Source organism: Ruegeria sp. ANG-R (assembly GCF_000813985.1).
Taxonomy (GTDB): Bacteria; Pseudomonadota; Alphaproteobacteria; order Rhodobacterales; family Rhodobacteraceae; genus Ruegeria.
The window spans coordinates 697769-710475 of sequence record NZ_JWLJ01000001.1 but is presented as its reverse complement, the minus strand read 5'-3'; the positions used below and the strand labels follow the sequence as shown (position 1 = coordinate 710475).

General features: G+C 59.5%; 14 protein-coding genes. 10 read left to right on the top strand and 4 right to left on the bottom strand.

What is annotated here, in order from left to right:
* Positions 1-21: 21 nt before the first annotated feature.
* The 10 genes from RA27_RS03580 (at position 22) to RA27_RS03540 (ending at position 9200) form a co-directional block, all read left to right on the top strand.
* On the top strand, positions 22-576 hold the full coding sequence (locus RA27_RS03580; protein WP_039535045.1) for a DUF3305 domain-containing protein: 555 nt from the start codon (positions 22-24) through the stop codon (positions 574-576).
* Positions 573-1154 carry a DUF3306 domain-containing protein gene (locus tag RA27_RS03575; protein WP_039535043.1) on the top strand — a complete coding sequence of 194 codons (582 nt, stop codon included), beginning with the start codon at positions 573-575 and terminating at the stop codon, positions 1152-1154. The genes RA27_RS03580 and RA27_RS03575 overlap by 4 nt, the downstream gene beginning before the upstream one ends.
* Before the next feature lie 4 nt (positions 1155-1158).
* Positions 1159-1770: a molecular chaperone TorD family protein gene (locus RA27_RS03570; protein WP_039535041.1), complete on the top strand. Its 612-nt coding sequence runs from the start codon at positions 1159-1161 to the stop codon at positions 1768-1770.
* A 56-nt stretch (positions 1771-1826) separates the two neighbouring features.
* Positions 1827-2015 carry a ubiquinol-cytochrome c reductase iron-sulfur subunit N-terminal domain-containing protein gene (locus RA27_RS03565; RefSeq protein ID WP_039535039.1) on the top strand — a complete coding sequence of 63 codons (189 nt, stop codon included), beginning with the start codon at positions 1827-1829 and terminating at the stop codon, positions 2013-2015.
* Between the two features lie 105 nt (positions 2016-2120).
* Positions 2121-5015 carry a formate dehydrogenase subunit alpha gene (locus RA27_RS03560; protein WP_039535037.1) on the top strand — a complete coding sequence of 965 codons (2895 nt, stop codon included), beginning with the start codon at positions 2121-2123 and terminating at the stop codon, positions 5013-5015.
* Positions 5016-5027: 12 nt separating this feature from the next.
* A complete protein-coding gene (gene fdh3B, locus RA27_RS03555) occupies positions 5028-5621 on the top strand; it encodes a formate dehydrogenase FDH3 subunit beta (RefSeq protein WP_010439472.1) in 594 nt (197 codons plus the stop codon).
* A 122-nt stretch (positions 5622-5743) separates the two neighbouring features.
* Complete coding sequence (locus RA27_RS03550) at positions 5744-6925, top strand: formate dehydrogenase subunit gamma (RefSeq protein WP_039535035.1); 1182 nt, start codon at positions 5744-5746, stop codon at positions 6923-6925.
* The gene (locus tag RA27_RS03545) at positions 6926-8188 is read left to right on the top strand and encodes a c-type cytochrome (protein WP_039535033.1); all 1263 of its coding nucleotides are present in this window, start codon (positions 6926-6928) and stop codon (positions 8186-8188) included.
* Positions 8189-8201: 13 nt separating this feature from the next.
* Positions 8202-8327: a hypothetical protein gene (locus RA27_RS24875; RefSeq protein WP_255353506.1), complete on the top strand. Its 126-nt coding sequence runs from the start codon at positions 8202-8204 to the stop codon at positions 8325-8327.
* Complete coding sequence (locus tag RA27_RS03540; RefSeq protein WP_039535031.1) at positions 8328-9200, top strand: helix-turn-helix transcriptional regulator; 873 nt, start codon at positions 8328-8330, stop codon at positions 9198-9200.
* A gap of 40 nt (positions 9201-9240) precedes the next feature.
* On the opposite strand, the gene RA27_RS03535 is transcribed toward RA27_RS03540, so the two are convergent.
* From RA27_RS03535 to RA27_RS03520, 4 genes are all read right to left on the bottom strand, one after another.
* Positions 9241-10056 (bottom strand): substrate-binding domain-containing protein, encoded by an 816-nt coding sequence (locus RA27_RS03535; protein WP_039535029.1) that lies wholly within the window; start codon positions 10054-10056, stop codon positions 9241-9243.
* 20 nt (positions 10057-10076) lie between these two features.
* Positions 10077-10811, bottom strand: a complete 735-nt coding sequence (locus RA27_RS03530) for an ATP-binding cassette domain-containing protein (protein ID WP_039535027.1) — start codon at positions 10809-10811, stop codon at positions 10077-10079.
* Positions 10804-11517, bottom strand: coding sequence for an ABC transporter permease (locus RA27_RS03525; RefSeq protein ID WP_039535025.1), 714 nt, complete (start codon positions 11515-11517; stop codon positions 10804-10806). Before RA27_RS03525 ends, RA27_RS03530 begins: the two co-directional genes overlap by 8 nt.
* A 157-nt stretch (positions 11518-11674) precedes the next feature.
* Positions 11675-12664 carry an ABC transporter substrate-binding protein gene (locus RA27_RS03520; RefSeq protein WP_039536916.1) on the bottom strand — a complete coding sequence of 330 codons (990 nt, stop codon included), beginning with the start codon at positions 12662-12664 and terminating at the stop codon, positions 11675-11677.
* Positions 12665-12707: the final 43 nt, after the last annotated feature.

The following is a 12707-nucleotide window of genomic DNA, read 5'->3' as shown; positions in this document are numbered from 1 at the left end:
GAGCCTTCCGGGGAGGAGCCAGTGGCCAAGGCCGCAAGCCAGATTGAAATGTCGGTTGGCGTCGTCGTGCGCAAAACACCCGGAGTGACCCGCTGGGCGCGATGGAACTGGCGCGCTGTCGCGGTACTGCCCGGTGCAGGCCCCGCCAATTGGCACGAGCTGCGCCGGGAAGGCGACGCCGTCGAGTATCATGCTGCCACCCTGCCCCTGACATTATGGCGCGACGAAACCGAAGCTTATATGGTAAACCTCGCCGACGGCCAGCCGTCGATCTATCTGGTGCTGCGGGATGAACTGAGGGGCGATCAGCCGCTGAATGCCGTCTTGGTCACGGCCTCTCCGTTCGAAGGTCAGGACTACGCGGATACCGGGGAAGAGATCGTCGAGAAAATTCCGATGACCGAAGGGCTGATTGCCTGGGTGCGGGATTTCACGCTCCTGCATCACAAGGATGAGGTCTTCGTCAAACGCCGCCGTGACAAGAAACGCATCGATCTGGTCGAAGACGGCCGCGGTGACGGTCGCATCCGTCAGGACTCCGATGTTTACCGCGCGCCGCGCAGGGTTCTGCAATGAGCGAAGCGCGCGATTTCTGGTCCCGCCGCAAGGCCGCCGTTCAGGCCGAAGCCGAGGCCGAGCGCGCGACGGTCGAAGAGAAGGCGCTGGCTGCGCAGCACGCCGAGTTGGATGAAAAGACCGATGCCGAGCTTCTGGCCGAGTTCAACCTGCCCGACCCCGACCAACTGCAGGAGGGTGACGATATCTCGGGCTTTATGGCCAAGGCCGTACCCGACCGCCTGCGCCGTCGGGCGCTTCGGCGTTTGTGGCGGCTGAACCCGGTTCTGGCGAACGTCGACGGTCTGGTCGACTATGGCGAAGACTACACAGACGCCGCCTGCGTGATCGAGAACATCCAGACGGCCTATCAGGTTGGCAAGGGTATGCTGGCTCATGTCGAAGCTCTTGCCGCCCCAGAGGAAGTTGCGGAAACCGAGCCAGAGATCGATGCCTCCGAGCTTGCCGAAGCAGAAGCTGATGAGTCCTACGCCGCCGAACCTTCACCAGAACCCATGTTGATGGCAGCCGAGGAAGACTCAGAGGACGCTGAGCTTACCCCTGCCCCACGCCGTATGAAATTTGAATTCGAAGGATAGCTGAATGACCGCAAATAACGCGCAACCCCTGGACGTCTCGGCCGAGGATCGCCTGCGCGCTGATTTCTACAATTTCCTGGGCCTGCTTCTTGCCGGTCCGCCCGATCATGTGCTGCTGGACCAGATGGCTGGCCTGAGCGGAGATGACTCGGATCTAGGTCAGGCCATTCAGGCCATGGCGCGGGTGGCAAAGGTCACCAAACCCGCCGCTGCCGAACGGGAATTTAACGCGCTGTTCATCGGATTGGGGCGGGGCGAACTGCTGCCTTATGCCTCTTTCTATCTGACAGGGTTCCTGAACGAGAAACCTCTGGCCCAATTGCGCAATGACATGGCAGCGCGGGGCATCACCCGAGCGCAGAATGTTTATGAGCCTGAAGACAACATCGCGTCGCTGATGGAAATGATGGCGGGCATGATCGTCGGTCGGTTTGGCACCCCTGCCTCGGTCGAAGATCAAAAAGCGTTCTGGAGTAAACATATCGGCCCCTGGGCCGCGCATTTCTATTCGGATTTGGAAGGCGCTGAGAACTCGGTGCTCTATGCCTCGGTCGGTACCGCCGGTCGGGTGTTCATGGAGATTGAACGCGAAGCCTTCCGAATGACGGCGGCCTAACCCGCCATTCGCCGGTGCCGCACGGCACCAAACTGCAATTGGGACAGGAGGAACCCATGAGCAAGACCAAGGAAGAAGGCGCAACCCGCCGCGACTTCCTGAAACTGGCCGGAACCGCAGCGCCCGCTGCCGTCGCCGCTGCCAGCCTGACCGGGAAAGCCGAAGCAGCCGAGCTGCCGACGGACGAAACCCGGATGCAGGACACCGCGCACACGCGCGCATACATCGAAAGCACCCGGTTCTAAGACCGGACGTTTTCACACCTGACAGACGGTTGCGATTGGCCCTGACGTCGGGAGCAGCAGTACCAAGCCAGCCGTGGCTTACACGGCGCGCAAGGGAGGAAAGAAATGCTTAGGAAAAAGACCAACGGGGTTGCGAGACGCCCCCAGCGGACAAGTATCCTGTCCCAAGTCGGCGAGAAAACCGTCGATCGCCGCGCATTCCTGCGTGGCTCGGGCCTGACGATCGGCGGCCTTGCCGCGATCAGCGCCACGGGTGGAACCGTGACGCCTGCCAGTGCCCAGACAGCGGCAAACACCGCCGTTGAGAATATCAAATCCGTATGCACTCACTGCTCGGTGGGCTGCACGGTCGTAGCCGAGGTACAGAACGGCGTCTGGATCGGGCAGGAACCCGGCTGGGACAGTCCGTTCAATTTGGGTGCACACTGCGCCAAGGGGGCCTCGGTCCGCGAGCACGCCCATGGCGAGCGCCGCCTCAAGTATCCGATGAAAAAGGAAGGCGGCGAGTGGAAGCGCATCAGCTGGGAAGAGGCGATCAACGAGATCGGCGACGGCATGATGAGCATCCGCGAGGAATCCGGGCCAGACAGCGTGTATTGGCTGGGTTCTGCCAAGCATAATAACGAACAGGCTTATCTGTTCCGCAAGTTCGCCGCCTACTGGGGCACGAACAATGTAGATCACCAGGCTCGTATCTGCCACTCAACCACTGTTGCGGGTGTTGCGAATACATGGGGCTACGGCGCCATGACCAATTCGTACAATGACATGCACAATAGCAAGGCTATCTTCATCATCGGTGGCAACCCGGCCGAGGCGCACCCCGTCTCGCTGCTGCATATTCTGCGCGCGAAAGAGCAGAACAACGCACCGCTGATCGTCTGTGATCCGCGCTTTACGCGCACTGCGGCTCATGCAGATGAATATGTCCGCTTCCGCCCTGGTACAGACGTGGCGCTGATCTGGGGTATCCTGTGGCACATCTTCGACAACGGCTGGGAGGACAAAGAGTTCATCCGCACCCGTGTCTGGGGTATGGATCAGATCCGCGAAGAGGTTGCTAAGTGGAACCCGGATGAGGTCGAACGTGTAACCGGAACTCCGGGATCACAGTTGAAGCGCGTTGCCCGCACGATGGCGAACAACCGTCCCGGTACGGTCGTCTGGTGCATGGGTGGTACGCAGCACACCAACGGCAATAACAACACCCGCGCCTATTGCGTGCTCCAGTTAGCTCTAGGCAACATGGGCACTTCGGGTGGCGGCACCAATATCTTCCGTGGCCATGACAACGTGCAGGGCGCAACCGACCTTGGTGTTCTGTCCCACACTCTGCCGGGCTACTATGGCCTGTCGAAAGGCGCATGGGGTCACTGGGCTCGTGTCTGGGGTGAAGAGCCCGAATGGCTCGCAGGCCAATTCGCCACGATCAAGGACAAGGAAGGCAAGGACAAACCGCTGCAGAACGAGCGCGGAATCCCGGTCTCTCGCTGGATCGACGGTGTTCTGGAAGACCCGGCCAACATGGACCAAGACAACAATGTTCGCGCCATGGTTCTGTGGGGCCACGCGCCCAACTCGCAGACCCGAATGACGGAAATGAAAACGGCGATGGAAAAGCTGGACATGCTAGTCGTGATCGACCCGTATCCCACCGTTTCCGCCGTACTGCATGACCGCACCGATGGCGTCTACCTGTTGCCCGCCTGTACGCAGTTTGAAACCCGTGGCTCGGTCACGGCCTCGAACCGGTCGCTGCAGTGGCGGGACAAGATCGTCGAACCCCTGTTCGAAAGCCTGCCCGACGAGGTCATCATGGCCAAGTTCGCCAACAAGTTCGGCTGGGCGGATCGGTTCTTCCGCAATATCGAGATGGAAGATCCCGAAACCCCGAATGTTGAAAGCATCACGCGTGAGTTCAACTCGGGCCTCTGGACAATCGGGTATACCGGACAATCGCCAGAACGTCTGAAAAGCCACATGGCCAACCAGCACACGTTCGACAGAACTACGCTGCAGGCTGTGGGCGGTCCGAATGATGGCGAGTACTACGGTCTGCCCTGGCCCTGCTGGGGAACACCGGAAATGGGTCATACGGGGACACCAAACCTCTATGACATGTCCAAACCGGTGGCCGAAGGCGGCCTGACCTTCCGCGCTCGCTTTGGCGTGGAACGCGATGGCGACAACCTGCTGGCCGAAGGGGTCTATAGCGTTGGGTCGGAAATTCAGGATGGCTATCCCGAATTCACGATGCAGATGCTGATGGATCTAGGCTGGGACGGCGATCTGACCGCAGAAGAACGCGCGGCCATTGATGCCGTTGCAGCCGAGAAGACCAACTGGAAGACTGACCTTTCGGGCGGCATCCAGCGGGTTGCGATCGAGCACGGCTGTGCGCCCTTCGGGAACGCCAAAGCCCGTGCGGTCGTCTGGACCTTCCCGGACCCCGTCCCGCTGCATCGCGAGCCGCTCTATACGAACCGACGCGATCTGGTGGCGGATTATCCGACCTACGAGGACCGTCAGGCCTATCGCCTACCTACCCTTTATGCCTCGATCCAAAAGAACGACTTTTCAAAGGATTACCCGATAATCCTGACGTCAGGTCGTCTGGTCGAATATGAGGGCGGTGGCGAGGAAACCCGGTCGAACCCGTGGCTGGCCGAGCTTCAGCAAGACATGTTCGTCGAGATCAATCCACGCGATGCCAACAACCTTGGTATTCGCGATGGATCGCAGGTCTGGGTCGAAGGTCCTGAGGGTGGAAAGGTCAAAGTGATGGCGATGCTGACCAACAGGGTCGGTGCCGGTGTCGCCTTTATGCCGTTCCACTTTGGCGGCCATTTCCAGGGACAGGATTTGCGGGACAAATATCCCGCAGGCGCTGATCCCTATGTCTTGGGTGAAAGCTCCAACACCGCCCAAACCTATGGCTACGATTCAGTGACCCAGATGCAGGAGACCAAAGCGACTCTCTGCAAGATCTCGGCAGCGTAAGGAGGACGACGAATGGCTAGAGCAAAGTTTCTCTGCGACGCTGAACGCTGCATCGAGTGCAACGCCTGCGTAACCGCGTGTAAAAACGAACACGAGGTGCCGTGGGGCATCAACCGCCGCAGGGTGGTGACAATCAATGACGGCAACCCGGGCGAACGCTCGATCTCGGTGGCTTGTATGCATTGTTCGGATGCGCCTTGCATGGCGGTGTGCCCGGTCGACTGCTTCTATCAGAACGAAGAAGGCGTCGTCCTGCACTCAAAGGACCTGTGCATTGGCTGCGGCTATTGCTTCTATGCGTGCCCCTTCGGTGCGCCGCAATACCCGCAGGCGGGCAACTTCGGATCGCGCGGCAAGATGGACAAATGTACCTTCTGCGCCGGTGGCCCCGAGGAAACGCACTCGACCGCAGAGTTCGCCAAATACGGTCGCAACCGGATCGCCGAGGGCAAATTGCCGATCTGCGCCGAGATGTGCTCCACCAAAGCCCTGCTTGCCGGTGACGGCGACGTGGTGTCTGCCGTTTACCGCGAACGCGTCGTGGCGCGCGGCTTCGGCTCGGGCGCTTGGGGTTGGGGCACGGCCTACGACCAGAAAGACGGATAACTCCGCCAACGGATGTACCGGCGCGCGCAGGTCGCGCCGGGGCACCATAAGATTTTTCGACGAAAAATCTCTGCCGCGTTTTGTGGCGGAGGTCCGATTGCAACACCGCGACAGAGGCTGACATGGCATTTCTGCGACTTATCTTCTGCATTTTTGTCTTCACGGTGCCCGCTCTGGCACAGGAAGCTCCTGATCGCTCGACCACTGGAGGCGCCTCGACACTTGAAGACATTCTTGCACGCCAGCGCGGAGAACAGGTCGACAATTCTTATCGGTCCGAGAATACCGGGCAAGGAAATGCAGAGGGGCTGCTGGGTCAGCTAGGAACACGCGGAGTCGCGTCAGACAGCGACGTATATCGCGCTTTGCGATACGGATCAGCCGATGTCACAGTTTCATCCCGAGGACCGGCCGCCAGCGTCTTGATCCAGGATGGTGGGATGTGGTGGCTGAACTTTCGCACCGGCCCGCTTCGCGAATACGGCACCTATATTCTGGTTGGAATGGTGGCGATCATTCTTTTGTTCTTCCTGCTGCGTGGCAAAATCCGCATCGACGGAGAGAAAACAGGCCGCACCGTGACGCGGTTTTCCGGTTTCGAACGATTCGGCCACTGGCTTTTTGCCGGATCATTCCTGATCCTTGGCCTCACCGGTCTGCTGACGCTCTATGGTCGGGATTTCCTGATCCCGATTTTCGGGAAAGAGGGTTTTGCCGCCATCGCTCAGGGGTGCAAGTGGCTGCATAATAACCTCGCATGGGCCTTTATGCTGGGGCTGATCATCGTGACCTTGAACTGGATCGCGCATAACATCCCCAACCGGACCGACCTGAAATGGCTGGCCGCCGGAGGGGGGCTGTTCACCAAAGGCAGTCACCCGCCTGCCAAGAAGTTCAACGCTGGGCAAAAGATCATCTTCTGGGCGTGCATTCTTTTGGGCGTTTCTATCAGCCTATCGGGCCTGTCCCTGCTGTTCCCGTTCGAGATGCCTTTGTTTGCCAAAACCTTCTCGATTGCGAATTCAACCGGTATTCCTCAGATGCTTGGGCTGAACCTGCCTTTACAGATGTCTCCGCAGGAAGAGATGCAATACGCGCAAGTCTGGCACGTCATGGTGGCTTATGTGTTCATCGCCATCATCATTGCTCATATCTATCTGGGTTCCGTCGGAATGGAGGGCGCGTTTGACGCCATGGGCACTGGCGAGGTTGAGGAACAGTGGGCGCGCGAGCACCACTCGCTGTGGCTGGACGAGGTGCAGGAAAAAGAGGCGAGCAAAGGTGTGGCCTCGCCTGCGGAATAGATGCGCTGGCTATTTTTAGCACTGGCCTTGGCCCCTGTGTCCGCGTCAGCTGAGTTCTTCACACTCAAGGGCCACGGCGGGCCGATCATGGGCATCGCAACCGCACCGGATGGTCGTATCGCTACTGCTAGTTTCGACAACTCGGTTGGTATCTGGACCGGACAGAACCCGGAATGGCTGGAAGGGCACGAAGCTGCCGTCAACACTGTCGCGTTCAACGGTACCGCAATCTACTCCGCCGGGGATGACTTCACTCTACGCCGCTGGCCCGGTGGAGACGTCGTTGGCCAACACAAAGGAAAAATTGTCGGTCTGGCCGCATCAAAAACCCATGTTGCAACGGCAAGCTGGGACGGAACGATCGGTCTTTGGCCAGTTGATGGATCAGAACCCAAGCTGCTCGGGCCAACGGGAAGCGGGGTAAACGCGGTGGTGTTCACAGCTGACGGATCACAGCTTTGGTCGGCCGGCGTCGATGGTTCGATCCGTGTCTGGGACGTCGCAAGCGGTCACGAGGTGGATCGTCTTGTCGAACATGGGTTTGGCATAAACGAGTTGGTCCTGAATTCTGCAGACAACTGGATCGCCTACGGTGCCGTCGATGGCGTGACCCGCATCCTCGACCTGAAGACCGGTCAGGAACACGACTTTACACTCGATCGCCGCCCGATCCTGGCGCTTGCCCTCAGCCCTGATCGAAGTCTTCTCGCAGTCGGCGATGGTGAGGGTTACATCATGGTCATCGACACCCTGAACTGGCGCATCGCACAGGATTTCAGGGCCACGCTGCGCGGGCCCGTTTGGGCGCTGGCCTTTTCGACCGATGGACAGAACATCCACGCTGGCGGCATCGATGAAGCGATGTACAGCTGGCCGATCTCTGCCCCGGAAGATCGCGAACAAATGGCGGCAACCGAACCCAGCTTTCTAAAAAACCCGGACGAAATGGGAAACGGGGAACGCCAGTTCGCCCGCAAATGCTCAATCTGCCACAGCCTGACACCGGATGGCCGACGGCGTGCGGGGCCGACCCTGTATGGCGTGTTTGGGCGCTCAGCAGGTACTTTACCCGAGTATCTCTACTCAGACACACTGCAAAACTCTGATATCATTTGGGATGAAGACACGATAAACGCTCTTTTCGACGAGGGCCCGGACCACTACATTCCGGGATCAAAGATGCCGATGCAGCGGATCACCGGATCGCAAGACCGTATTGATCTGATCGCCTTCCTGCGACGCGCGACGGCACCTGAAAACTGAGCCGGAGGAGACCATGAAAGCCTTCCTGTCCGCCGTCGTTGTGATGGTTGTCATAACCGCGACCGCGCCAACCGTGCTGGACCAGATCGGTTTCAGCGCCGCTGATGCGGGTTCCGGCTCCTCGGTACGTCTCGACTGAATGCCGCAATACCTGACCACCCGAGAACTGGCGGATCTGCTGCGCATCGGCGAGCGGAAAGCCTACGATCTGGCCTCGTCCGGCGAAATCCCCTGCGTGCGCGCCATGGGCAAGCTACTGTTTCCCAAGGCCGAGATCATCGCATGGCTCAATGCCTCGCGCTCAGGCCCGCAAGTGGCCGAGCCGCCCCTGCCCCCCATTGTTGCCGGTAGCCACGATCCCTTGTTGGACTGGGCGCTGCGGGAAAGCGGATCGGGACTGGCCACCTACTATGACGGATCATTCGATGGCCTGAACCGGCTTTCGGATCGCACCGCGCAGGCGGCAGCGATGCACATACACGAACCGGGTGGCTTCAACACCCAATCACTGCAGGACGCCGTGGGTAACGCACCGGTCATCCTGTACCAGATCGCCCACCGCCAGCGCGGCCTGCTGCTTGCGCCTGGCACCTCCGGCATTTCCGGATTTCAGGACCTGAGGGACCGTCGCGTCATTTTGCGTCAGAACAGCGCCGCAAGTCAGCACCTGTTCGACGCAGAGCTCGACAAACACGGGCTCAGCCGTGATGATCTGAATGCCCTGCCAATCTGCGCCCGCACCGAAGAAGAACTGGCGATCGCCCTGCGCGACGGCAAGGCCGAAGCCGGGTTCGGGTTGGGTGCTCTGGCCGGGTTCTACGACCTGAGATTCGTGCCCACCCATTCCGAACGCCTGGATCTCGCAATATGGCGCCGCGCCTTTTTCGATGCTCCGATGCAAAACCTGACGGACTTTCTGCATTCCGACCGGTTCACCGAACGCGCCGCCCAGCTTGGCGGCTACGACCTGTCGGCCCTGGGCCATATCCATTACAACGGCGCAAGCGGCTAGCTCTTCATCTTTTCCGCAATACTCTCGCCGAAGGCGAAATCTACTTCGCGTTTGAGAAAAACAACTGCTGACCATCCAGCATATATGAATCGATCGCAGCTTGACCATCCGGTCCGATCAGCCAGTCAATGAACCTTTGACCTGCAGTTGCGCGCACTCCGGGGTGCTTTTCCGGGTTCACGAGGGTCACGCCATATTGGTTGAACAACCGCGGGTCGCCCTCGACCAAAACCTCAAGATCGCCCCGATTGCCGAAGGACAGCCATGTCGCACGGTCCGTCAGAACATAGGCTCCCATTCCGCTGGCCACGTTCAACGTTGCCCCCATGCCCGCACCGGCTTCGCGATACCAGGTTCCCGACGCTCCTGTCGGGTCGATGCCTGCCGCACCCCAATGGCGCATCTCGGCCTTATGCGTCCCGCTGTCGTCCCCGCGCGAAACGAAAGGGGCTTCTCCACCAGCCACGGTTGCCAGCGCCTCGACAATATCCGAGCCGCCTTTCACATTTGCCGGGTCAGACTTTGGGCCGACAAGCACAAAGTCGTTGTACATGACGTCGAACCGTTCCACGCCCCAGCCATCAGCCACGAACTGTTCTTCGGCGGGTTTGGCGTGAACCAGCAGAACATCGCCATCGCCGTTGACCGCATTCCGGATCGCCTGCCCGGTTCCAACAGCAACGACACGAACGTCGATACCGGTTTCCGCCTCAAATCCCGGCAGGATGTAATCCAGCAAGCCCGAGTTCTGCGTCGATGTCGTGGATTGCACGATGATGAAGGGCTCGTCTGCCCAACCAATGCCCGTCGTCAGGCCAAGCGCCACTACCGATACACGAATGAAATCTGGAATCACTCGTTTTCTCCATCTATTCATCAGGTTACCAATCCGCCAGCCAGATACCGGCGCGAGTCGTCGCTTTCCGGGGTTTCCAGAACGCGCCGCGCCGCCCCGTGTTCAACCACATATCCCGCCTGCATCATCACGATGTCCGATGCCAGACGTCGCGCCTGCCCGATGTCATGCGTCACCATCACGATGCGCACACCACGGGTCGAGGCGCGCAGCACCATCCGCTCGATCATCTGCGTGGCGCTGGGGTCTAATGCGCTGGTGGGCTCGTCCAGAAACAACGTCTCGGGGTCCAACGCCAGCGCCCGTAAAATCGCCAGCCGCTGCGCCTCGCCGCCGGAGAGCGAGCGCGCGGGTTGACGTGCCTTACCATCCAGCCCACCTTCGGCCAGCAGGGCCTCGATACGTCTCTTGCGCAGCGCGCGTGGCATGGATTGCCGCTTCAACACAAAGTCCAGATTGGCCGCAACCGAGCGGCGCAACAATACAGGGCTTTGAAACACCATCGCCTGCCGCGCTTTGTGACCCGCATTCAAAACAACCCCGTTCTGGCAGACTCGTCCCCGGTCCGGCTGAATCAAACCGTGCAGGCAGCGCAGCAACAGGCTTTTGCCCGCCCCGTTGGGACCAAGAATCAGTGTTGGGCCGGGGCCATCGAGACACAGATGCGGGACATCCAGCAGCACCTTGCCATCGCGGGCAATGGACAACCCGCTTACCTCCAATACACCCGGCGTCCCGGTCACGACATCACGCATGGCGCAGCCCTTCCCGCTCGGCGCGCAGGGTCAGCGTACTGACCATCGCATTTACCACCACGGCGAGGCCGATAAGGATGACCCCCAAGGCCAACGCCAACGCCAGATTTCCTTTCGACGTTTCAAGGGCAATCGTGGTGGTCATCACCCGGGTGACGTGATTGATATTGCCGCCCACAATAATCACCGCGCCAACCTCGGCGATCGCCCGGCCAAACCCGGCCAGCAAAGCGGTGACCAGCGCCAAGCGCGCGTCCCACAGCAGCACCGGAACCGAGGCCAGACGGGATACGCCAAGCGAGCGGAGCTGTTCGGAATACTCCTCGGCCAGCATTTCGACCACCTGCCGGGTGAGTGCTGCCATGATCGGCGTCACCAGCACCACCTGAGCAATGATCATGGCGGTCGGGGTATAGAGCAGTTCCAACACCCCCAAAGGGCCCGATCGGGACAGCATCAGATAAACCAGCAAACCGACCACAACCGGCGGAAACCCCATCAGAGCATTCACCAGGATAATCATCACGCGGCGCCCGGGAAATCGCGCAACGGCTAACGCCGCTCCGATAGGCATTCCGATGACCGCCGAAATCAGAACAGCAAAGATCGAGACCCGCAGAGACAAAAGCACAATCGCCCACAGCTCTGCATCCCCATTGAGGATAAGTGAGAGCGCTTGATTGAATTCTGCTGCAAATCCCTGCACTATATACCACCATATCAGCATTTCCTAATGAAATGCATATAATTACATAAGATCATTAAACCTTTCAGCCCGCAAGTACAGACACAAAACCGGCATTCAAAACAAGAAACGCGGCCCCGTTGGGGGCCGCGTTCGATTGGTTCGTTATAGGTTGTGTTTAGTTCAGTGCAGCGTCCGTGATCTGGTGTGTCCAGGCGCCCTCTGGCTGCTTGGTGATAACCGGATCAGATCCGCCCGCCAGCAGGGTTCCAACCGTACGCTCGAAATCTGCCGGGTCCAGAGCACCGTTCGACCCTGCGGTCAACTTGGCAATCTCACCCATCATGCGCTTCTGATGTTCTTCGGTCTGGGCGCCGGTCGCATCGTTCTCCAGCACGATCTCGGCTGCTTCATCCGGGTGCTCCTCAGCGTATTTCCAGCCTTTCATCGAGGCACGGACGAACCGCTCCATCTTGTCGGCGAAAGCCGCATCGCTCAGGTTTTCCTCAAGCACATACAGACCATCCTCAAGCGTGGCGACGCCCTGATCCTCGTATTTGAAGGTCACGAGTTCCTCGGGCGCGACGCCCGAGTCGATCACCTGCCAATACTCATTGTAGGTCATGGTGCTGATGCAATCTGCCTGACGTTGCAGCAAAGGATCGACGTTAAAGCCCTGTTTGAGAACCTCGACACCGCTCTCGCTTTTACCATCGGTGCTGATGCCCAACTGGCTCATCCAGCTCATGAATGGAAACTCGTTGCCGAAAAACCAGACACCCAGCGTGCGGTTCTTCAAATCCTCGGGTGAAGCGATCCCCGCATCCTTCCAGCAGGTCAGCATCATGCCCGAGCTTTTGAAGGGCTGCGCGATGTTCACCAAAGGCAGTCCTTTTTCACGCGCAGCCAGAGCTGCCGGCATCCATTCGACGGTGACATCTGCACCGCCACCCGCGATCACCTGCGTCGGCGCAATGTCGGGGCCTCCGGGCAGGATGGTGACGTCCAGCCCCTCTTCCTCATAGAATCCCTTGTCTTTCGCCACATAGTAGCCCGCAAACTGCGCCTGAGTGACCCACTTCAATTGCAGCGTCACCTCGTCCGCAGCAAGTGCCGCGCCGGCTGCCAGGCTAAAGGCGGCAACCGCCCCGCTGAGTAGCTTCTTCATCATCATATCTCCTAGTTGCTTATGTTTGCCCCGTTTTTGGGGT